17 protein-coding genes are annotated in these 21,735 nt (G+C 71.7%); 8 read left to right on the top strand and 9 right to left on the bottom strand.

The window, feature by feature from the left end; all coding sequences use genetic code 11:
- The first annotated feature begins 158 nt into the window (after positions 1-158).
- Entirely contained in the window at positions 159-1,250 is a 1,092-nt protein-coding gene (locus OWM54_RS27005) for a Gfo/Idh/MocA family protein (RefSeq protein ID WP_267699357.1), read from the top strand.
- A 60-nt stretch (positions 1,251-1,310) separates the two neighbouring features.
- On the top strand, positions 1,311-2,228 hold the full coding sequence (locus OWM54_RS27000; RefSeq protein WP_267699356.1) for a DUF547 domain-containing protein: 918 nt from the start codon (positions 1,311-1,313) through the stop codon (positions 2,226-2,228).
- Between the two features lie 3 nt (positions 2,229-2,231).
- Here OWM54_RS27000 and OWM54_RS26995 read toward each other — a convergent pair whose 3' ends face one another.
- Positions 2,232-5,084, bottom strand: coding sequence for a cation-translocating P-type ATPase (locus OWM54_RS26995; protein ID WP_267699355.1), 2,853 nt, complete (start codon positions 5,082-5,084; stop codon positions 2,232-2,234).
- A 183-nt stretch (positions 5,085-5,267) separates the two neighbouring features.
- Here OWM54_RS26995 and OWM54_RS26990 point away from each other — a divergent pair, with 183 nt between their 5' ends.
- Genes OWM54_RS26990 through OWM54_RS26980 form a run of 3 tightly spaced genes read left to right on the top strand, consistent with a single transcriptional unit; the run spans position 5,268 to position 8,018 of the window.
- Positions 5,268-6,431, top strand: a complete 1,164-nt coding sequence (locus OWM54_RS26990) for a HEAT repeat domain-containing protein (RefSeq protein ID WP_267699354.1) — start codon at positions 5,268-5,270, stop codon at positions 6,429-6,431.
- On the top strand, positions 6,431-7,417 hold the full coding sequence (locus OWM54_RS26985; protein WP_267699353.1) for a HEAT repeat domain-containing protein: 987 nt from the start codon (positions 6,431-6,433) through the stop codon (positions 7,415-7,417). Before OWM54_RS26990 ends, OWM54_RS26985 begins: the two co-directional genes overlap by 1 nt.
- A gap of 52 nt (positions 7,418-7,469) precedes the next feature.
- The gene (locus OWM54_RS26980; protein ID WP_223782648.1) at positions 7,470-8,018 is read left to right on the top strand and encodes a M23 family metallopeptidase; all 549 of its coding nucleotides are present in this window, start codon (positions 7,470-7,472) and stop codon (positions 8,016-8,018) included.
- A gap of 63 nt (positions 8,019-8,081) precedes the next feature.
- On the opposite strand, the gene OWM54_RS26975 is transcribed toward OWM54_RS26980, so the two are convergent.
- Positions 8,082-8,891: a helix-turn-helix domain-containing protein gene (locus OWM54_RS26975; RefSeq protein WP_267699352.1), complete on the bottom strand. Its 810-nt coding sequence runs from the start codon at positions 8,889-8,891 to the stop codon at positions 8,082-8,084.
- 134 nt (positions 8,892-9,025) lie between these two features.
- Here OWM54_RS26975 and OWM54_RS26970 point away from each other — a divergent pair, with 134 nt between their 5' ends.
- A complete protein-coding gene (locus OWM54_RS26970; protein WP_267699351.1) occupies positions 9,026-9,430 on the top strand; it encodes a hypothetical protein in 405 nt (134 codons plus the stop codon).
- 30 nt (positions 9,431-9,460) lie between these two features.
- On the opposite strand, the gene tpx is transcribed toward OWM54_RS26970, so the two are convergent.
- From tpx to OWM54_RS26940, 6 genes are all read right to left on the bottom strand, one after another.
- Complete coding sequence (tpx, locus tag OWM54_RS26965) at positions 9,461-9,979, bottom strand: thiol peroxidase (RefSeq protein WP_223747000.1); 519 nt, start codon at positions 9,977-9,979, stop codon at positions 9,461-9,463.
- An 18-nt stretch (positions 9,980-9,997) separates the two neighbouring features.
- On the bottom strand, positions 9,998-10,930 hold the full coding sequence (locus tag OWM54_RS26960) for an ROK family protein (RefSeq protein WP_267699350.1): 933 nt from the start codon (positions 10,928-10,930) through the stop codon (positions 9,998-10,000).
- Positions 10,931-10,944: 14 nt separating this feature from the next.
- Positions 10,945-11,496, bottom strand: a complete 552-nt coding sequence (locus OWM54_RS26955) for an NADPH-dependent FMN reductase (RefSeq protein ID WP_267699349.1) — start codon at positions 11,494-11,496, stop codon at positions 10,945-10,947.
- Entirely contained in the window at positions 11,493-12,863 is a 1,371-nt protein-coding gene (locus OWM54_RS26950) for a phosphomannomutase/phosphoglucomutase (protein ID WP_267699348.1), read from the bottom strand. Before OWM54_RS26950 ends, OWM54_RS26955 begins: the two co-directional genes overlap by 4 nt.
- A 615-nt stretch (positions 12,864-13,478) precedes the next feature.
- Complete coding sequence (locus OWM54_RS26945) at positions 13,479-15,422, bottom strand: protein kinase domain-containing protein (RefSeq protein WP_267699347.1); 1,944 nt, start codon at positions 15,420-15,422, stop codon at positions 13,479-13,481.
- Positions 15,423-15,623: 201 nt separating this feature from the next.
- Entirely contained in the window at positions 15,624-16,688 is a 1,065-nt protein-coding gene (locus tag OWM54_RS26940; RefSeq protein WP_267699346.1) for a mannose-1-phosphate guanylyltransferase, read from the bottom strand.
- Positions 16,689-16,758: 70 nt separating this feature from the next.
- Between OWM54_RS26940 and OWM54_RS26935 the strand changes: the two genes are divergently transcribed.
- Together OWM54_RS26935 and OWM54_RS26930 are read left to right on the top strand one after the other, a co-directional pair.
- A complete protein-coding gene (locus tag OWM54_RS26935; protein WP_420715385.1) occupies positions 16,759-19,695 on the top strand; it encodes a GDSL-type esterase/lipase family protein in 2,937 nt (978 codons plus the stop codon).
- A 1-nt stretch (position 19,696) separates the two neighbouring features.
- Positions 19,697-21,115: an MBOAT family O-acyltransferase gene (locus OWM54_RS26930; protein ID WP_267699344.1), complete on the top strand. Its 1,419-nt coding sequence runs from the start codon at positions 19,697-19,699 to the stop codon at positions 21,113-21,115.
- On the opposite strand, the gene OWM54_RS26925 is transcribed toward OWM54_RS26930, so the two are convergent.
- Positions 21,112-21,723 carry an NUDIX hydrolase gene (locus tag OWM54_RS26925; protein WP_267699343.1) on the bottom strand — a complete coding sequence of 204 codons (612 nt, stop codon included), beginning with the start codon at positions 21,721-21,723 and terminating at the stop codon, positions 21,112-21,114. The genes OWM54_RS26930 and OWM54_RS26925 overlap by 4 nt on opposite strands.
- Positions 21,724-21,735 lie beyond the last annotated feature (12 nt).

The raw sequence follows: 21,735 nt of genomic DNA, 5'->3' as shown, positions 1-21,735 counted from the left end.
GCCCCCTGGTTCCACCAACCCCATGATTCCAGGGCGGTTTTCACTCAATATGACCAGTCGTCTTGAAGGACAATAGGACGGCCGCTAGCTTGGTGGGCGACGAGGACCTGGGTGGGCGAGGAGGAGCGTCGCCCGGGTCCTCCCGAGGGAGTGAGGCCATGCGCAGGACGAGCACGTCGGACCGGATTCGGGTGGGCATCATCGGGGCGAGCCCCCAGTGGGGCTGGGCGACGTATGCGCACCTGCCCGCGTTGCAGACGCTGCCGCGCTTCCACGTCACGGCGGTGAGCACCACGCGGCAAGAGAGCGCGGACGAGACGGCGCGCCGCTTCGACGTGCCGCACGCCTTCGCCAGCGCGGAGCCGCTGGTGACGCATCCGGAGGTGGACCTGGTGGTGGTGTCGGTGCGGGCGGCCGAGCACGCGAAGCTGGTGCGCGCCGCGCTCGCCGCGAAGAAGCACGTGTTCTGCGAGTGGCCCCTGGGCGCGTCGCTGGCGGAGACGACGGAGCTGGAGGCGCTGGCCCGGCGGGCGGGGGTGCGCACCGTCATCGGATTGCAGCGGCGGCTGGCGCCCGGGGTGCGCTACCTGAAGGACCTGCTCCAGGAGGGGTACCTGGGGCGGCTGCGCTCGGTGTCGCTGCAGGTCACCACGTCGATGCTCGGACACCGGCGGCCCAAGGCCTACGGCTACACGGCGGACGCCACGCAGGGCGCCAACACGCTGGCCACCATCACCGCGCACTTCCTGGACACGGTGCTGTCCGCGGTGGGGGACCTGCGGAGCGCGTCCGCGCTCGTGGCCCGGCAGTTGGAGCAGACGACGTTGATTGAGACGGGCGAGGTCATCCCCGTCACCGCGCCGGACCAGGTGCTGGTGAGCGGAACGCTGGCGAGCGGCGCGCTGCTGTCCGCGCACATCGAGGCGGGCAAGCGCAACGGCGGCGTCATCGGCGCCACCTTCACCGGCACGGAGGGAGACCTGTACCTGTCACACGACCTGAAGGTGTCCGGCGCGCGGGGCGACGACCAGCCGCTCCAGCCGCTGCCGACGCCGGAGCATTACGTCTGGGGGCCACAGGGCTCGCTCACGGATGACGCGTACCAGACGGGCCAGCTCTACACGGCCTTCGCCCGGGACTGGGACGAGGGCACGTCGCTGGCGCCCGACTTCGCGTATGCGCTGAAGCTGCATCGGGTACTGGACACCTTCGCGGAGTCCTCGGCGTCGGGACAGCGTCGGACGTTGTAGGCGGGCCACCCTCCTGGCGGGAGAGCGGTGGACCGCAGCGGGACGGCGCGGCACTGGTCTATGCTGCGCGCTCCCGTGGACGCTCCCCTGCCCTCCCGCCGCCGCCTCCTGGTGCCCGCCGTGGTGTTCGCCGTCGCGAGCACGCTGGTCGCCCTGGCCGCGCTGTATGTGCAGGGCCTGCTGCCGGCCTCCGTCCCGTCCGCGTCGGAGCCCTTCCACTATCAGGGCTACGAGAAGGTGCTCCGGCACGTGCGCGCGGATGGGGATGTGGACTTCTCCTCCATCGGCCGCGAGCGCGCGGAGCTGGACCGGTTCGTCGAATCGCTGGCGTCGTTCTCGCCGCACAACCGTCCGGACGTCTTCCCGACGTCGGAGGACGCGCTGGCCTTCTGGCTCAATGCCTACCACGCGCTGGTGCTCCAGCAGGTGGTGGATGGGTATCCCTATCTGGAGAGCGTGCACGGGCCGCTGCTCGGGCGCTTCTATTGGGGACGCTCGTGGCCGGTGGGCGGGCGGCGCATGACGCTGTGGTCGCTGCACCACCGCATCCTCGCCCGGGAGTACGCCGACCCGCGCATCCACCTGGCGCTGTTCCAGGCCACGCGCGGCGGGCCTCGCATGGACAGCACCCACTTCCAGCCCGAGTTCCTCGACGCGCAGCTCAACGAGGCCAGCCGCCGGTTCGTGGGCGACAAGCGCCACGTGCGCCTGGACCGCGACACGGTGCACCTGGCGAAGCTGTTCGAGACCTGGCGCGAGGACTTCCTCGCCGCGCTGCCCGAGGGACGCCGGGGCAACGTGCTCCAGTTCGTCTGGGCGTTCCTGCCGGACACCTGCGAGGAGCGTCCCGGCTGCGACACGCGAGCGGACCTGGACCACGCCTGCGGGCCGAAGCTGGACCGCTGCCACATCGTGTACGAGCCGGAGGACCCCGCGCTCCCGGATGCGGCGGCGCGCGAGGTCCGCTCGGAGCGCTGACGCCTACGCGGGCAGCCGCTCGCGTCTGCCGGGTGGCGGCGTGTGGTCCTCGTCCTCCCGCTTCCGGGCGCGGGGCCGCTGCACGGGGCCGCCGTCCTTGCGCCCTCGCAGCCACTTCTCCAGGCCGACGGCGGGCAGCACCACCGCGCCCACCAGCACGGACAGGCCGATGGCCTCCAGCGACAGGGGCGCCGTTCCGAAGATGCTCCGCATGAAGGGCACGTACATGAACGCGAGCTGCAGCAGCACCAGCGCGCCGATGCCCATGAACACCGTGGGGTTGCTGAACAGGCCCACCTTGCGCACGGAGCCCGTGAGCGTGCGGCACATCACCATGTAGAAAATCTGGAAGCTGATGACGGTGTTCACCGCCATCGTCTGCGCCTCGGCCAGCGCCCGCGCGTGCCCCACCGCCGGCAGCTCGCGCGAGTACTCCCAGAGGAACAGGCCGATGGCCCCCGCCGCCATGAGCAGCGCGACCAGCCCCGTGCGCATCACCACGAAGTGGCTGAGCACCGGCGCGTCCGGACGGCGCGGCCTGCGGCGCATCACGTCCGACTCGCGCGCCTCGAACGCCAGCGGCAGCGCGAGCGACACCGTGGCCACCAGGTTGATCCACAGCAACTGCGTGGGCAGCATCGCCATCAGCGGCACCGCCCTCCCGCCGATGTCCTGGATGGGGAAGAACGCCACGCCGCACAGCAGGATGAGCGCGAGCCCCAGGTTGGTGGGCAGCACGAAGGCGAGCGACTTGATGAGGTTGTCGTAGACGCGCCGCCCCTCCTCCACCGCCGCCGCGATGGAGGCGAAGTTGTCATCCGTCAGGACGACGTCCGCCGCCTCCTTGGACACCGCCGTGCCGGTGATTCCCATCGCCACGCCGATGTTCGCCTGCTTGAGCGCGGGCGCGTCATTCACCCCGTCGCCCGTCATCGCCACCACGTGCCCTCGGCCCTGGAGCGCGCGCACCAGGCGCAGCTTGTGCTCCGGCGCCACGCGCGCGAAGACGTTCGTGCTCTCGGCCACGTGCGCCAGCTGCGCGTCGTCCAGCGCCCCCAGCTTCGCGCCCGCGACGCCCGGCATCCCCGCCTCTTGAAGACCCAGCTTCGCGCCGATGGCCTCCGCCGTCGCCAGGTGGTCGCCCGTGATCATCTTCACGACGATGCCCGCCTCGTGACAGGCACGCACCGCCTCGATGGCCTCCTCGCGCGGAGGGTCCATCATCCCCTGCAGGCCCAGCAGCTCCAGCCCGCCCTCGACGTCCTCGAGCGCCAGGGCGTCCTTCGCCTCGGGCACCTGCCGCGACGCCACCGCGAGCACGCGCATGCCCCGCCGCGCCAGCCGCTCCACTTCCTCCAGCACCGCCTCACGTGACGCCGCGCCGTCCAGTTCGCAGCGCGCCAGGACGACCTCGGGCGCGCCCTTGAGGAGCACCACGCGGCCCGCGCGGCCGTCGTCGTGCAGCGTGGCCATGAACTGGTTCTCCGACTCGAACGGGATGGCGTCCACGCGGGTGAAGCGCGAGCGGGACTCCTCCACGCGCAGGCCCGCCTTCTCCGCCGCCACCACCAGCGCGCCCTCCGTCGGGTCGCCCGTCATCCGCCAGTCGCCGTCACCGCCCTCCAGCGCCGCGTCGTTGCACAGCGCGCCCGCGAGCAGCAGCTCCTTCGCGTCGTCGGGCAGGAGCGACTCGCTGAGCGCCGGCCCGTCGCGGCGCAGCTCGCCCCGGGGGGCGTACCCCACGCCGGTGATGGTGTAGCGCCCCGTCGGGGTCCACAGGGCCTGCACCGTCATCTCGTTGCGCGTGAGCGTGCCCGTCTTGTCCGAGCAGATGACGGTGGTGCTGCCCAGCGTCTCCACCGCGGGCAGCTTGCGGATGACCGCGCGCCGGGCCGCCATGCGCTGCACGCCGATGGCCAGGGCGATGGTGACGATGGCGGGCAGTCCCTCCGGAATCGCCGCCACCGCCAGGGTGATGGCCACCACCACCGCCTCGCTCAGGTCATACCCGCGCCACAGCCCCACCCCGAGCAGCAGCACCGACACGACGAGGATGGCCACGGTGATGACCTTGGCGATGCTCGCGAGCGCCTTCGTCAGCGGCGTCTGCAAGTCGGTGGCTTCGCTCAACATCTCCGAGATGCGCCCCAGCTGCGTGGCGCCTCCCGTCGCGACGACCACCGCCTGCCCCACCCCCGACGTCACCAGCGTGCCTCCGAAGACGACGCTCGTCCTGTCCCCCAGCTCCGCGTCCTCCTCCACCACCGAGGGCTGCTTCGCCGCCGGCACGGACTCGCCCGTGAGCGCGGCCTCCTCCACCTGGAGGTTCCTGGAGCCCACCAGCCGCATGTCCGCGGGCACCTTGTCCCCGGCGGCAATCTCCACCACGTCCCCGGGCACCAGCTCCGCGGCGGGCACCGCGCGCTTGTGGCCCGCGCGCACCACCGTCGCGTTCTGCGGCACCATCCGGCTGAGCGCCTCGATGGCCTTGCCCGCACGGAACTCCTGCACGAAGCCGATGAGCGTGTTGAGCACCACCACGGCGGCCACCACCAGCCCGTCCGTCACCTTGCCCATCACCACCGCCAACACCGCCGACACGATGAGCACCCAGATGAACGGACTGTTCACCTGTCGCCACAGCAGCTTCAGCGGCCCCTCACCCTTCTGTCGCTCCAGGACGTTGGGCCCGTGACGGGAGAGCCGCTCCCGCGCCTGCTCGTCCGTCAGCCCTGACGGTCCACTCTCCAGTCGCTCGAAGGCCCGCTCGACCGGCAGGGCATGCCAGGGCACCGCTCCCGAAGCGGGCTCACGTGCGTCCTCGACGCCGGACGCGGCGGGTGGCGGCTCGCGCATTCGACTCCCCCAGTCAGCAACCAGCTCTCTTCCCTCAAGCTATGTCCGCCCCAGGCCCGCGCCCCACGCCCGCCCTCGCAGGAGGCAGGCGACGCGTCGCGGCCGTGACAAAGCCGTTGCCTGGCTCGCGATTTCCAAGTAATCAAGAATTAAAGGAATCACGAGCTTCTCGACTTCGTCCTGATGAACTCCAAAAAGTCCGGTGTGGTCCTGTTGGGGGTGGTGCTGGTGGCCTCGGTCGTCGCGCTGCTGACCCGAGGCCTGTCTGCCTCCTCGAATGAATCCGCCCCCGCCGCGAGCGCCGCGAGGCCGCCCACCTCCAGCGGCGTCATGGTGGGCATGCCCTCGGGGGTGCCGCCGTCCGCGGAGCCGACGCCCGCGGTGGAGCAGCTGCCGATGCCCGGGTGCTGGGATGGCCTGAGGGCGCTGGACAAGGAGACCTCGCTGGACGCGCTGCGCGCGGCGCTGGGGGTGGCGGTGGGGCACCGCGACAACCTGCTGGCGACCTACCTCCAGGAGCGCCTGACGGAGCTGGTGGGGCAGGACGCGGGGCGCGCGCTGCAGGTCATCGAGTGGGCGAAGCAGGCCAGCCCCCCGGAGCTGGGGCTCTACCTGGAGGCCGTGAAGGCGGCGCCGGCCGTGCACGACGCGAAGGTGTCGGCGGCGCTCCTGGGGATGGGCGAGGACAAGAGCCTGCCGACGCAGAACCGCTCGGCGGCGCTGGACGCCCTGGAGACGCAGCGGCGGCTGTCGCCCGGGGACCTGGCGCGGCTCAAGGCGGTGGCCCTGGACGAGACGGCGGACTCCACCGCGTGGGTGGCCACGCGCACGATGGGCCGGGTGATGAAGGAGGACTTCGAGCGCACGGGCACCCATGCGCCGTACTGGAAGGAGCTGCTCTCCATCGCCGGCACCTCGGACGACATGGCGGTGCGGCTGCTCGCGCTGGAGATGCCGTCGTACTCCGACCCGCTCATCGGCCCGGAGTCCTTCGACGAGCTGGAGCACATCCTCACCACGGACCGCGAGCGCGACGTGCGGGAGATGGCCGCCTTCCGGCTGGGCGTCACGCGCGAGCCCGAGCAGGCGCTGAAAATCTACGAGGCGGCGTTCGACAAGGAGCACGACGTCTGCGTGCGCTGGGCCATCTTCCGCTTCGCCGTGCGCGCCGCGGGAGAGGGAGCGCTGCCGATGCTGGCGAGGCTCGCCGCGAAGGACCCGCGCTTCCAGCGCGACTACACCGAGTTCCAGCAGCTGTACGCCTCCGGCACCGTGGACTTCGCCCGCATCTGGCTGGGCAAGGGCGAGCACCACGCGTGCCTCGTCGAGGAAGGAGCGCCGCACTGATGCCTGCCCTCATGAACAAGCGATGGGGGCGTGGGCTCCTGGTGTCCTTCCTCCTGGGCGCGGCGGGGCCGGCGAGCGCGGCCGCGCCGCTCTTGACGCCCGAGACGTGCTCGGTGGAGACGATGCTCCGCGACGTGCGCGCGGCGATGAAGGACGGCTCGCCCGCGCTGAAGCACTACGTGAAGGCGCGGCTGCGGGAGGCGGCGCTGGCCATGCCCGCCGGGGAGCTGCAGGCCGCGCTGGAGCGCGAGCACCAGCCGGAGGTGCTGGAGGCCCTGGGCGCGGCGCTGGCCACGAAGGCGAGTCACGCGGAGTCGCCCGGACTGGTGCAGCCGCTGCTGGCCCGGGCCGCGGGAGACGCGGACCCGGCGGCGCGCGCGGCGGCGGTGCGGGCCCTCAGGGCCACGCCCTCCGTGGAGTTCATGGCGAAGAACGGCGGCGTGGTGACGTACGAGCAGCTGGTGCGCGACAGCTCCCCGGAGGTGCGCCAGGCGGTGGCCGACAACCTGCTGGCGGAGAGCGCACAGGTGTACTCGGGCCATGACCGCACGGTGTCGGAGACGACGGTGGCGGTGGCGTCGGCGGCCGAGGACCCCGCGGTGGCGGCGAGGCTCTTGGGCGAGGTGTCCATGGAGGCCGTGGGCCACGAGACGGTGGAGCGCGTCACCCGGCACCTGAAGGCCGAGTCCCCGGAGCTGCGCGCGGCGGCGGCGACGGCGCTGGGAGGCGCGCCGGGAGCGGAGTCAGCGGGGGCGCGGCGCGCGCTGGTGGAGGCCTTCCGCGGGGACACGAATCCGGCGGTGCGCAAGGCGGCGCTCGAGGGCATCGCCCGGCTGGGCCAGGCCTCCGCGCGGCCCCTGCTGGAGTCGCTGCGCGGCGTGGACCCGCGCATGGACCCTGAAATCGACGCGTGGCTGTCCGCGCTGAAGCTCAACCTCCAGGAGTGGCACCTGCTGCTGCGCGAGAAGCAGCGGCTGAGGAGGTGACCCCTGCATCACCGGGCAGTGCCGCAGCGAAACAACCAGAGGAGGCAGTTCCATGAAGGCATTGAAGTGGATGTTGGCCACGGTGGCCTTGGCCGTGACGGGGTGGTCCACGAGCGCGTCGTCGGCGACGGCCGTCGGTCCCATCTGTGACACGGCCGCGCGCGTGGGCTCCACGACGTACTACTCGTGCTCGGGCAGCAGCCACAACGCGCTCGACATGAGCAATGGCACGTGCAGCGTGTGGAACCACCGCGGGATGATCAACGTCAGCCGCTACTACGCCTACTACGGCGGCTGTGCGAACAACTGCAGCGGCGGCACCAGCTGCAACGGCGGCGCGGGCAACTACTACGTCGTCACCGGCGGCAGCGGCTGGGACTTCCGCCAGCTCCACCTGAACTCCAACGTGTCCTCCGGCTCCAAGACGTGCGACCGCTGCGCGCTGGGCCTGGTGGGCTCCACGGGCAACTCCACCGGCGCGCACGTGCACGCGGACAACCGCCAGTACGGCACCCGCAAGACGGCCTGGTACACCAGCGTCGGCACCACGTGCGGCTCCAGTGCGTATTGCAGCAATCGCGTGGGTACGCCCACGCTGTAGTCGCAGTCCCCAAACCCGCGCCCCGCTCCGGTTTCCCTATGGCCGAGGCGGGGCGTCCTTGTTTCACGCGTCGGAGCGCCGCGGGGCCTCGGCGGCGGCCCGGCGCAGGATTTCCCCCGTCGCCGCGTCCGCGGGGAAGAAGGACTCAATCGCCAGCTCCGCCAGGGTGACGTCCACCGGCGTGCCGAACACCGTCGTCGTGCCGATGAAGGCCAGCACGCCCCGGGGCGTCATGATGCGAAGCGGCACCACCACGCCCGCGTAGTCCGGCTCGGCCGCGTGGCTCGGCACCGGCCCCATCCCTCGCAGCTCGTCGAGCAGCGCCGCCAGCGTCGCGTCCGCGGTGGCCGACACCTGCCGCTGCAGCCTGGCCAGCACGTGCGCGCGCCACTGCTCCAGGTTGAGGATGCGCCGGCCCAGGCCGTCCGGGTGCAGGCTCAGGCGGAGCACGTTGATGGGCGGCTGGAGCAGCTCGCCGGGGATGCCCTCCAGGAGCACACCCACCGCGCGGTTGGCCGTGACGAGGTGCCAGTGCCGGTCCACCGCGAGCGCCGGGTACGGCTCGTGTCCGGAGAGCACCAGCTCCACCGCCTCGCGCGCCGCCGTCATGCGCGGCCCGTCCAGCTCGTTCTCCGAGTAGACGGGCGCGAAGCCCGCCGCCACGAGCAGCGTGTTGCGCTCGCGCAGCGGCACGTCCAGCTCCTCGGCCAGGTGCAGCAGCATGTCCCGGCTCGGCGTGGAGCGCCCCGTCTCCAGGAAGCTCACGTGGCGGGCGGACACCTCCGCGCGGCACGCCAGGTCCAACTGACTCAGGCTGCGGCGCTGACGCCACTCGCGCAGCAACTCTCCCACCGGACGGCTCGGCATCATCATGCCCCTGACCCTAGGAACAACGGGGAAGCCTGCCCATTACCTCCCGCGTAATCGACCCGCGCACCGCCCACGCGCAATGTGTGTCCCCAGACGGCGGCGGGATTTCCCCGGCGCCGCATTCCAAGGACACAGCCATGAGCGCCATTCCCGCGTCGCGTACCTTCCTGGGCCACATCCTGCTCGCCGACGGCCTCATCAGCGGCGCCACCGGGGCCCTGATGTTCTTCGCCGCCCAGCCCCTGAGCGAGCTGCTCGGCCTGCCCGTCACACTGCTGCGCTCGGCGGGCTTCAGCCTGCTGCCCTTCGCCGCGCTGCTCGTGTTCCTGGCCAACCGGCCCCTCGTCCCCCGGGGGCTCGTCTGGGCCATCATCGGCGCCAACGTGCTGTGGACGGTGGACAGCCTGGCGCTGCTCGCCACGGGCTGGGTGCAGCCCACCGTCTGGGGCGTGGCCTTCACCGTGGTGCAGGCCGTGGCCGTGGCCGCCTTCAGCTGCCTGGAGCTGATGGCCCTCAAGCAGGCCCGCATGGTGCCCGCCTGAGCGTGCGTCGAGCGCGGCGCGAGGCGCGCCTCAGAGCGCCTTGCGCACCGCCTCCAGCGCGGCGTCGTAGTCCGGCTCGTGCATCATCTCCGGGACGATTTCGCGGAACACCACCCGGCCCTCGCGGTCCACCACGAAGGTGCTGCGCGCCAGGAGGCCCAGCTCCTTCATGTACAGCCCGTACTTCCGCGCGAAGTCCCGGTCCTTGTAGTCCGAGAGCACCGCCACGTTCTGGATGCCCTCGGCCGCGCTGAAGCGGTTGAGGGCGAAGGGCAAATCCAGGCTCAGGTACCAGACCTTCACGTCCGGCCCCAGCTGCGTCGCCTGCTGGTTGAACATGCGCAGCTGGATGGCGCAGACCTTGGTGTCCACGCTCGGCGCCACGCTCAACACCACCACCTGCCCCTTGAGCTCCGACAGGCGGTGGGACTCGTAGAAGCCCTTGTACACGGTGAAGTCGGGCGCGAGGTCGCCCACCTGCACCTGCCCGTCGCCCTCCAGCGTCACCGGCTTGCCGCGGTAGGTGACCTGGTCCTTGAACTCGGCCATCACTGCACTCCTCTCACGTCACGCGGCCAGCAGTGCCGCACCAATGAGGCCGCTGTCGTCGCCGAGCTCCGCGTCGGCGATGAGCAACCCCTCGCGGGACGTCTGGGACGCCCACGCCCTCACACCGTCCAACACCCGGCGCCGCATCCCAGGGCAGTGGTTCAACACCCCACCCCCGAGAATGAGCCTGGCCGGGTTCAACACCGTCACCTGGTTGGCCACCGCCAGCGCCAGGAAACGCGCGGCCCGCTCATACACCTCCCGAGCGGCCTCGTCGCCTGCTTCCGCCGCCTCTTCCAGCGACACCGGGGTCAGCCGGGAGGCGTCGTTCTCCACGAGCTTCGCGAGCAGCGGAGCGCGGCCCGCGACGAGCAGCTCCTTCGACTGGGCGATGAGGTTGTGGCCGCCGGCGTACGCCTCCAGGCAGCCCTGCTCGCCGCAGCCGCAGCGCCGCCCGTCGGGGACGACCTTGATGTGGCCCAGCTCGGCCGCCACCCCGCCCGCGCCCTCCAGGAGGCGCCCGCCGGCGATGATGGCGCTGCCCACGCCCGAGCCGACGAACACCACCAGCAGGTCCTGCGCGCCACGGCCCGCGCCCGCGTGCAGCTCACCCCACGCGGCGGCGGACAGGTCGTTCACCACCTTCACCGGCTGCTTCAGCCGGTCCGTGAGCATCTTGCCCAGGGGCACGTTGCGCCAGCCCAGGTTGGGGGCCACCGACAGCACCCCGGAGTCCTTGTGGATCTGCGCGGCCGCGCCCACGCCGCAGGCGTCCACCGGCACACCCGCGGACCGCACCGCTTCGGAGGCGGCCTGGGCGATGGTCTCCACCACCCCGGACGGGCTGCGCTCGGCGAGCGCCACCTTGGTCGACGCGAGCAGCTTCCCCGCCTCGTCCACCACGGCGGCTCGAGCGAACGTCCCCCCCAGGTCGATTCCCAGCGTCGGCATGGCGGTGTTCCCCTCTAGCCTTTCACGCGCTGGACCAGTTCGGTCACCAGCGCCTCGACTTCCTGCTGCCGCGCGTCGTCCTTGAACCGGCCCTCCGGCGTGAAGGCCTCCGCGGCCCGCGCCAGGTGCACCTGCGTGGGCAGCACCAGCGCGCCCACCGACGACATCACCTGCCGCAGGTGCGGCTGCATGCGCGCGGTGCCGAAGTTGCCGGGGCTTGCGCCCATGATGGCCGTCCACTTGCCCTGGAACAGCCGGCCGGGCGCACGCGACGCCCAGTCGATGGCGTTCTTCAGGCCGCCTGGAATCGACGAGTTGTACTCGGGGCTCGAGAGCAGGATGCCCTGGGCCTTCGCCACCCGCTCACGCAGGGCGACGACGCTCGGGGGCAGGCCCTGGGCCTCCACGTCGCCGTCGTAGAACGGCACGCCCAGCGTCTTGAGGTCCACCACGTCCACGTCGGCGCCGAGCGCGCGGGCCTTCTCGACGGCCAGCGCCAGGAGCTTCTGGTTGAAGCCGCCGGTGCGCAGGCTGCCCGCGATGGCCAGGATTCGAGGCGCGCTCACCCTCCCACCTCACGCTGCACCTGGGCCACGGTGCCCTCGATGAGGGCCTGGATCTCCTTGAGGCGCTCGGGCGTGTTGGCCTCGAAGCGCAGCACCAGGATGGGCTGGGTGTTGGAGGCGCGGATGAGGCCCCAGCCGTCGGGGAACGTCACGCGCACGCCGTCCACGTCGATGATGTCGTGGCCCGCCGCGCGCAGCGTCTCCGTGGCGCGCTTGACCATCTCGAACTTCTTCTCCTCCTTCGTGTCGAAGCGCAGCTCGGGGCTGGCGTAGGTCTTCGGCACGTCCGCGAGCAGCTCCGACATCTTCTGCTTCTCGTGGGTGAGGATTTCGAGCAGGCGCGCGGACGAGTACACCGCGTCGTCGAAGCCGAAGTAGCGGTTCTTGAAGAAGATGTGGCCGCTCATCTCGCCGGCCAGCTCCGCGTGCTCCTCCTTCATCTTCGCCTTGATGAGCGAGTGGCCCGCCTTCCACATCACGGGCTTGCCGCCGCGCTTGGCGATGTCGTCGTACAGCGTGTAGCTGCACTTGACCTCGCCGACGATGGCCGCGCCCGGGCTGTCCTTGAGGACGTAGCGGCTGAAGAGGACCATGAGCTGGTCGCCCCAGAGGATGTTGCCCTGGTCGTCGATGACGCCGATGCGGTCGCTGTCACCATCGTAAGCGATGCCCACCTCGGCCTTCTCGCGCTTCACCGCGGCGATGAGGTCCTGGAGGTTCTCCACCACGGTGGGGTCCGGGTGGTGGTTGGGGAACGTCGCGTCCATCTCGCAGAACAGGGGCACCACGTCGAAGCCCATGGACTCGAACAGGGGGACGGCGATGGCGCCGCCGGTGCCGTTGCCCGCGTCGATGACGATCTTCATCCCCTTGCGGCCCACCTTCACCGTCTGGCGGACGAAGTGGTTGTAGGGGGTGATGATGTCGTACGGCGTCACGGTGCCGGGCGTATTCGAGACCTCGAAGTCCCGCGCCTCGATGAGGCGGCGCAGGGCCTGGATTTCGTGGCTGTGGAAGGTCGTCTTGCCCGCGCCAATCTTGAAGCCGTTGTACTCGGGCGGGTTGTGGCTGCCGGTAATCATGGCCAGGCCATCCACCGGCAGGGTGTTGGCGGCGAAGTAGGTCAGCGGCGTGGGCACCACGCCCACGTCGAAGACGTTGAGGCCCGTGGACGTCAGGCCGGCACAGAGCGAGTCTCGGAAGCGGGTGGAGGACTCGCGGCAGTCGCGGCCCACGGCGATGAAGCGGCCGCCGTTGCGGCGGATGATGGTGCCCAGGCCCTTGCCCAGCAGCTCCACCACTTCGGCCGTGAGGTCCTTGTCCACCAGACCCCGGATGTCGTACTCGCGGAAGATATGCGCGTTCATGAAGGTGTCCCCGCCCTCCTCCTGGAACCGGAGGGCATGACAGAGGGCGGCGGACTCTACACGAGCGCAACGGTTCCCGGCACCCGACAGGGGGCCTGCGCGGGCTGCTGAACGATGCTCCCTCGGCGCCCCTGTGAATCCCTGGGGTGCCAATCAACCCCCACACCCGCCCGGCTGTGGGGCGACCGGGGCTCCGGGCTCCCTCTGTCGAGGGAGGCGAGCGCTCCAGTCGGACCGGCCTCCTGCGGCGAACGCCCTCCAGGCGAGCCCTCATGGGTCGGAGAAGTTCGGGTGGGCCCCGCCTCGACGGCGCGGCGTCCGAGCGCGTGCCAGCGGCCTCTCCCAGGCCACGAGCGCTGCCTCGGTGAGGCCCGAGTGCGTGCTCGCCGTATCGCCAGGGTCACGAGCACGGCCTCGGTAGAGGCCGGACCTGAGTCCACGGCGCTCACGCTCCGCTGGGGGCACCCCCTCCGGAACACGCGTGCCTTCGGTACGCGGTGACCTCCGCACCCTCGCTCCGCTGGGGGCACCCCTCCGGAACACGCGTGCCTTCGGTACGCGGTGACCTCCGCACCCTCGCTCCGCTGGAAGCGCCCCTTCGGAATGCGCGCGCCTTCAGTGCGCGGTGACCTCCACGCCGGCGCTCTCGATGGAGAGCGGCACCTCAGGGCGCGGCTGCCCGCGCAGGACCTGGTAGTGGCGCAGCCAGGAGGCGTTGAGCGGATCCAACGCCAGCGCCTCCGCGTAGCGCTCGAGAGCCGCGTCGTGCTGCCCCCGAACCTCCAGCGCGTGGCCCTGCGTGAAGAGCGCCCGGGCCCGCGACTCCGCCAGCGGACGCGCCGCGAGGAAGGCACCGCGCATCACCTCCGCCTGCTCATCCGCCAGCCCCGCGTCGAGGCAGCGGGCGACCCCCGCGAGGTTCCCCCGCGTGGCGTCGTAGCCGGCGCGTGACACCGCGTCGCCCAGCATGCGGCCCGCAGCCTCCACCCGGCGCAGCAGCGCCTCCAGCGCCTGACGCTGCCCCAGGGGCAGGGTGCGCTGACGGAAGAGGTTCAGCCTGCGCAGCGCCGAGGTCGCGCGACGGCGCACCGCCTCGAAGTCCTCGTGCGGCAGAGCGCCGAGCAGCGCGTACGGGTCCTTCTCCACCACCGCCGCGCGCGACAGCACCCGGGCCAGCTCCGCGTCCGGCACCGGCTCCGCCTCCAGCGCGCGCGGCCCCGAGCCCAGCCCCAGCGCGTGCGCCAGGAGCTCCCGCGCCGCCTCGCCCGCGAACTGCACGTGCAGCCCCGACTCACCATTCCACGCCCGCGCCTCCTCGCGCGTGACATGGCGGACCACGTCGCAGTCGCACGCTACCTTGCGGCCCTTGAACGTCAGCTCCACCGGGAGCTGCGAGGCGAGCGGAGGCAGCACCCCCGCCCACGTGGCGAAGAAGCCGTCCACCGTCACGTCCCCCAGGCGCACCGGCACCAGCTCCGCGTCCGTGGCCAGCCCCAGCCGCACGAGCAGCCCCCGGGGCGACTCCATCTTCGGCGGCGTCAGCTCGGCCGTCGGAACCTGCTCGTAGGCGACCTCGCGCAGCGCGCGGTGCAGCGGCGTGGCGTCGTCCTCCGGGAGGATGTGGCCGAAGATGGAGATGCTCCCGCGCGACGTGCGCGTGCGCTGCGGGGGCGCGGGCCGCACCCGGCCGATGCCCTGGCTGTCGAGCAGCGCCTCGCGGAAGGAGACGGCGTCCGGGAACCGCTCCCCGGGGCTCTGGGACAGCGCGCGCAGCAGCACGTCCGAGAGCGCGCGCGGCACGCGAGGGTTGAGCTCGTGCGGCGCCGCGGGCGACAGCGCCCCCACGCGCCCGAAGCCGAAGGGCAGCCGGCCCGTGGCCAGCAGGTAGCCCACCACGCCCAGCGCGTAGATGTCCGTGCGCCCGTCCACCGAGTCCTGCGCCCACTGCTCCGGCGCGAGGAACGCGGGCGAGCCCACCACCATGCCGCACGCGCGCTCCTCGCGGGACAGGCTGGCGGTGAGCACCTCGCGAGAGCCGAAGCCCAGCACCTTCACCCGCCGCTCGCCCCGCGAATCCCACGTCAGCACCAGGCTGTCCGCGCTCAGTCCCCCGTGCACGCGGCCCTGCGCGTGGGCGACCTCCAGCGCGCACAGCGCCTGGGCCAGCACCAGCACCACCTCCGCCGGAGCCAGCGGCATGGGCAGCTTCGAGAAGGGCTCACCCTCCGCGTGCTCCATCAGCAGGCACGGCAGCCCCGCGGGGCCGATGCGCGCGTCCAGCACCCGCGCGACATGGCGGTGCTTGAGCGAGCGCAGCGCGCGGCCCTCCATGAGGAAGCGCGAGCGCACCACCGGCTGGGCCGCCAGGTGCGGGTGCATCACCTTCACCGCGAAGCGGTGCCCCGTGGGCGTGTGCTCCGCCAGGTACACCGTGCCCAACGCCCCCGAGCCCAACGCCGCGCCCAGCACCAGCGGGCCATGCCGCTGCCCCTCCAGGGACGGCGCCCGAGGACACACCGACCCCACCGGATGCTCCACCGCGCAGTGATTGCAAGCCATGTTCGAGCTCCGCCCCGTCCGCCCCGGGATGGGGCGGGCGGCGACGGCCCTGCAACCGGCGTGCACCCCCGACTTCGTCAGCGACTGGACACGACAACCTCCCGCCGGGACGAGAAAGCGGAGAACCCCGTTACCCACGGAGCGGAAGTTCTTTCAGCCCCGGGGTCGGAAGTTTCTCCAGCGCACACTGGGCGCCTGCACCTACAGGTACTTCTGCAGCTTGCGGGCCTTGAGGGCCTCGACCACCTTGCGCACGTCCTGGCTCTTCTCGCGGGGCACCACCAGCACCGCGTCGCCGGAGTCCACCACCACCACGTCGGTGAGGCCCACGACGGACAGCGGGCGCTTGTCGGCGAGCACGATGCAGCCCTTGCAGTCCACCACGACGGCCAGGTCGCCGGAGATGACGTTGCCGTGCGCGTCCGCGGGGCGCACCTCGGGGATGGCCGCGAAGGAGCCGACGTCCGACCAGCCGAAGTCACCCGGCAGCACCGCGATGTTGGAGGCCTTCTCCATCACGCCGTAGTCGATGGAGATGGACGGCAGCTTGGGGAACACCTTCTTGAGCACCGCGCCGAAGGTGCGCTTGCCGGCGGCCTCGCGCAGGGCCTTCAGGCCCTTCTTCATCTCCGGCATGTGCTGCTCGAAGGCGGCCAGGATGACGTCCGCGCGGAAGACGAAGATGCCGCCGTTCCACAGGTACTCACCGGAGGACACGTACGCCTGTGCCGTCTGGGGGTCGGGCTTCTCCTTGAACGCCTTCACCGCGCGGCCGCCGCCCTCCAGCGCGTCACCGACCTGGATGTAGCCGTAGCCCGTCTCCGGGCGGTGGGGCTGGATGCCCAGGGTAACGATGTGGCCCCCCTCGGCGATGCGCGCGGCCTGCTCCAGCACGCGCTTGAAGCCCGGCACGTCGGCCACGTGGTGGTCGGAGGGCAGCACCACCATGACGCCCTTCGGGTCGCGGGCGGCCACCTGCACCGCGGCGAGCGCGATGGCGGGCGCGGTGTTGCGGGCCACGGGCTCCACCAGGAGGTTGGGCTTGGGAAGGCCCTTCACCAGCTTCTCGGCGGCCTTCGCGTGCAGCGGGCCGCACACGATGAAGGTGTTCTTCACCGTGGCCAGGCCCTTGAGGCGCTGGGCGGTGTCGGTGATGAGCGGCAGCTTCGAGGCGAGCGGCAGGAACTGCTTGGGGCGCGCCTGCCGGGACAGCGGCCAGAAACGCGTGCCGGAGCCACCGGCCATGATGACGGGGTAGAGGGCCATGCGGGGTACGACTCCTGCGAGTGCCGGCTCGGAGCCAGCGAGAAGCGCCAGGGTCTTCCCCCCGGCGTGACTGGCGGCGCACCATACCGTTTCGGCCTTTCCGGGAAAGAGGGCAGCCGTGACGAAGCCAGCCCCTCCAGAGCCGTTGCGACTCCCACCTTCCCGCCCACCCCGCCCGGCCGGACGCCCTCCGGACGGCGAAGCGGCCGGAAGTGGCGGGAGTTTTGACCCGCCCCCGAAAAGCCAGTCTCATGCCGCGCTGTTGGACTTCCTCAAGGCCAGATCCACCGGGCTGACGCTCCTCCTCACCATCGCGCTGACGTTGGGGCTTTCGCTCGCCCCGATTCCGGAGGCGTGGCGCCCCCTGCCCTCCCTCCAGCGCGGTCCCTTGCAGGAGAAGCTGGTCGCGCTGACCGTCCCGGCGAGGTTCCTGGGGGGCCAGCCCGTGCCCGCGCCGGAGACGGAGGTGGCCGCCGGCCAGCCGACGAAGCCCACCGCGCCCCCCGAGGACGAGGCGGGCGAGGACGCGGGCACCGACGTCGCCGCGCTCCCCCCGGACCAGCCCGTGGTGCCCACCGTGCCGGGCATCGGCCTGGAGGAGCTGAGCGCGCCTTCCCTGGCCCGCGCCGTGGAGCTGGAGGCGCTGCGCGAGAAGATGAGCGCCCAGCACGTGGACATCGAGCTCAACTGCCGCAAGGCGCGCTCGGATGGCACGTGCGAGGAGGACGGGCTCGCCCCGTTCCACAAGGCGCTGGGCGAGCTGCGCGCGGACACCCGACGCACGCCCGTGCGCGTGGTGCACCTGGGCGACTCGCTGGTGGCGTCCGACTACATCACCGACGTGGTGCGCGACAGGCTCCAGGAGCGCTTCGGCTCGGGCGGCAAGGGCTTCCTCTTCATCACCCGCCCCGCGAGCGCGGGCCGGTGGACGCGCTCCGGACGGGGCTCGGACGGGTGGACCATCGAGCGGCTGGTGGACACCAAGTGGCCCCGAGACAGGGTGGGCTGGACGGGTGTGGCCTTCACCGCGGCGGGCGGCTCGCAGAACACGAAGTACGACGCGGAAGGAGCCAGGGTCGCGGAGCTGTTCTTCCTGGCCCAGCCCTCCAGCGGCTCCGTGCAGCTGTCGGTGGACGGCCGTCCGCTGCAGCGCATCCAGACGCGCGGCTTCTCCAAGACGAAGTCGGAGGCGGCCTTCGCCCGGGTGAACCTGCCCGAGGGCGCCAGGACGCTGACGCTCACCACGTCCGGCCGGGTGGAGCTGCACGGCGTGACGCTGGAGACGGGCACGCCGGGCGTCATCTACGACACGGTGGGCCTGCTGGGCGGCATGGCGGAGGTGTACCTGCGAGCCCAGCCCGCGGCCTTCCGTGCGCAGCTGCGCCAGCGCAAGCCGTCCATGGTGGTGCTGATGGTGGGCGGCAACGAGGCGTTCTTCTACTCGCGCGAGCGCACCACCTTGGAGGAGGTGCGCGCGCAGATGAAGGAGCTGGTCTCCCGCGTGCGCACCAACGTGCCGGACGCGGCGTGCCTGGTGATGTCCCCCATCGACGCGGGCGTGCGGACCATGGGCGGCGAGCCGGTGCCGCGCCGAGGGTCCAAGGAGGTCTCCGACATCTTCCGCGAGGAGGCGCGCCTGGGCGGCTGCGCGTTCTGGGACGCCTACAACGCCATGGGCGGCGAGGGCGCGGCGCTGCGGTGGCTGGAGGCGGGGCTGATGCTGGAGGACCTGGTGCACCCGCGCGCCAAGGGCTCCGACCTGTTGGGCCACCTCTTCGACCTGGCGCTCCAGCGCAGCTTCGCCAAGGCGCACACCGCGCTGGTGCCGGTGGCGGACACGCCGGGGCTGCAGGACGCGGACATCGCGCTGGCGCGGACCTTCGACAAGCTGCGCCGCCGCGAGTCCGGCGAGGCGCTGCGCGTGGGCATCGCCCAGTTGGGCGCGTCGCATACCGCGTCGCACTACTTCACGGACGCGGTGCGCGACGTGCTCTCCAAGCGCTTCGGCGACGCGGGCCGGGGCTTCATCGCCGCGGGCAAGTCCTCGCCTCGCCTGGACAAGGCGCGCGTGGCGCGCGAGCTGACGGGGGAGTGGAAGGTGGAGGACGCGCTGGACTCGACGCCGGGCGGCCTGTGGGGCCTGACGGGCATCCGCGCCGTGGGCGCGCCCGGCTCGAAGCTGCGCATCCAGTTCTGCAAGGGCTGCCCCGAGGAGAAGTCGCGCACGGGCCGGTTGGACCTGTACGCGCTGGACGTGCCGGACGTGGCGTCGCCGGACATCCGCGTGGACGGCGAGGACATCCCCCCGGACGCGCCTCCGCCCGAGCCGCTCACCGCGCCCACCGTGCGCATCCGCTCCTTCCCCGTCACCGGCACCTCGCACGAGGTGGAGGTCGCGGCGGCGCCCAACAGCCAGGTCACCGTGCTGGGCGCGGCGCTGGAGTACGACACGCCGGGCGTGGTGCTGGACGCGCTGGGGCTCCCCGGCTCCACGTCCTTCACCCTGCGGGACATGGACGCGGCGGCGGTGGACGCGCAGCTCGCGTCGCGGCGGCCGGACCTGCTCGTGTTCTGGTACGGCACCAACGAGGCGAACCTCGTCGGTCTGGACGCGCAAGGCCTGTCGGGCGACTACACGGCGCTCATCTCGCGGCTGCGCAAGGCCACGGGCAACGCGGAGTGCCTGGTGCTGGGCCCCACGGACCGGCTGGCCAAGGACGCGAGCGGACACTGGACGGAGGCGCCCTCGCTGGCGACGGTGCTGGGCACGCTGCCTCGCGTCGCGCGGGACGCGGGGTGCGCGTACTGGTCTGCTCGCGCGGCCATGGGCGGTGAGCGGGCCATGCTGCGCTGGCAGCGCTCGCGGCCGGTGTACGGGCACGCGGACGGTGTGCACCTGACGCCCGAGGGCTACGAGCGGCTGGCGGCGAGCTTCGCCCGGGACTTCCTGTCGGCCTACGAGGCGCGCAAGAAGGGCGAGCCCACCGCGCGCATGGAGGGGAACTGACGTGCTGTCGCACAGCCTCCAGTATCTCGTGTTCGTCATCGCGGTGTTCGCGCTCTACTGGGCGGTGCACCGTCACTACTGGCCGCGCATGCTGGTGCTGCTGGGCGCCAGCGTCTTCTTCTACACGGCCTTCACGCCCTTCCCGCTGCTCATCTTCCTGGCGGGCGTCACGGTGGACCACGTGCTCGTCAAGGGCATGGGCCGCGCGCAGTCGCCCGGCGTGCGCAAGCTGCTCGTCACGCTGTCGGTGGTGTCGAACCTGGGGCTGCTCGCGGGCTTCAAGTACCTGGAGCTGCTCCGTCAGACGGCGCTCTCGCTGATTCCCGCCTCGTGGGGCATCCACGTCCGCGAGACGCCGTTCGATTTGATTCTGCCGCTGGGCCTGTCGTTCTACGTCTTCCAGGCCATCAGCTACACGGTGGACGTGTACCGGGGGAAGGCCAGCTCCGAGCACTCGTTCCTCGAGCACCTGCTCTACATGCTGTTCTTCCCGCGCGTGGTGAGCGGCCCCATCATCCGCGCGTCGGAGCTGCTCGAGCGCTTCCGCGACGTGCCCACGCTGACGCCCGAGGACGGCGGCCGGGCGATGTTCCGGATTGCCGTGGGCCTGGTGAAGAAGCTGGTCATCGCGGACGTGCTGGGCAGCGGAATCGTGGACCCGGTGTTCGCCGCGCCGGAGAAGTACGCCTCCGCCGAGTGCATCGTCGCCGCGGTGGCCTACACCTTCGAGCTCTACTACGACTTCTCGGGCTACTCGGACATCGCGCTGGGTGTGGCGGCGCTGTTCGGCTTCAAGTTCCCGGAGAACTTCAACCGGCCGTACCTGGCGAAGAACGTGGGCGAGTTCTGGAACCGGTGGCACATGAGCCTGTCCACGTGGCTCCGGGACTACCTGTACCGCCCGCTGGGTGGCAACCGCGTGTCCAAGCCGCGCGTGCTCTTCAACCTGATGACGGTGATGGTGCTGGGCGGCCTGTGGCACGGGGCGGACTGGCGCTTCGCCGTCTGGGGCGCGGTGCACGGCGTGGCGCTGGGGCTGACGCGCTGCTGGGAGTGGTCGGTGGGCAAGCCGGAGAACCCGGGCGTCCCCCGCATCGCGGCGGGCATGCTGGCCACCTTCACGCTGGTGGTGCTCACGCGCGTGGTGTTCCGCGCGCACTCCATGACGGACGCGGGCGAATTCTACGCGCGGATGATGGCGGGCGTGCCGGGCATCGCCAACGTCAGCCCGCTGGTGTGGGGCATGCTGGCCGCGGCGGTGTTCTTCCACGCGGTGCCGATGAAGCTGTACACGGTGGCCTCGGAGGCGTTCGTCCGGATGCCGGTGCCCGTGCGCGCGATGGCGCTCGTGGTGCTCGGCCTGGGCATCCGCCACCTGGCGTCCGTGGAGGCGCGGCCGTACGTCTACCTGCAGTTCTAGCCGCGCGCGCCGAGGAACGACTCGAAGTCCGGCACCTGCGACAGCTGCGTGAGGAAGTCGCGGAGGATGCGCGCCGTGGCGCCCCAGATGACGTGGGACTCGTACGTGTAGAAGTACAGGTCCCGCTCCGCGCCGAAGACCTCCTTGCGCTCCACGCGCAGGATGGCCGGGTCCAGCAGGCGCGCCAGCGGCACCTCGAGGATGAAGGCGACCTCCTCCGGGCTCGGCGTGTAGCGGCCGTCCCCTGGAATCACGCCCACGAAGGGCCGCACGCGGTACTGCGAGATGGTGGGCACCTCGTCCAGCATGCCCAGCACGCGCACGCCGCGCCGGTCGATGCCCAGCTCCTCTTCCGTCTCGCGCAGCGCGGTGTGCAGCGGCGTCAGGTCCTCCGCGTCGCGGCCTCCGCCGGGGTAGCTGTACTGGTTGGCGTGGGTGCGCAGCGTGGCCGGGCGGCGGGTGAACACCATGTGGGGCACGCCGTCGCGCTCGAACAGCGGCACCAGCACGGAGGCCTCGCGCAGCACCAGCCCCGGCAGGTCCACGCCGCGCGCGGGGCGCGTGGACAACCGCGCCTCCACCGCCTGGAACAACGACTCCACGCTCACGACGCCACGCCT

It is taken from the genome of Myxococcus sp. MISCRS1 (genome assembly GCF_026626605.1).
GTDB classification, from domain to species: Bacteria; Myxococcota; Myxococcia; order Myxococcales; family Myxococcaceae; genus Myxococcus; species Myxococcus fulvus.
The sequence above is the reverse complement of the archived record's forward strand: the minus strand, read 5'-3'. Positions and strand labels throughout refer to the sequence as shown.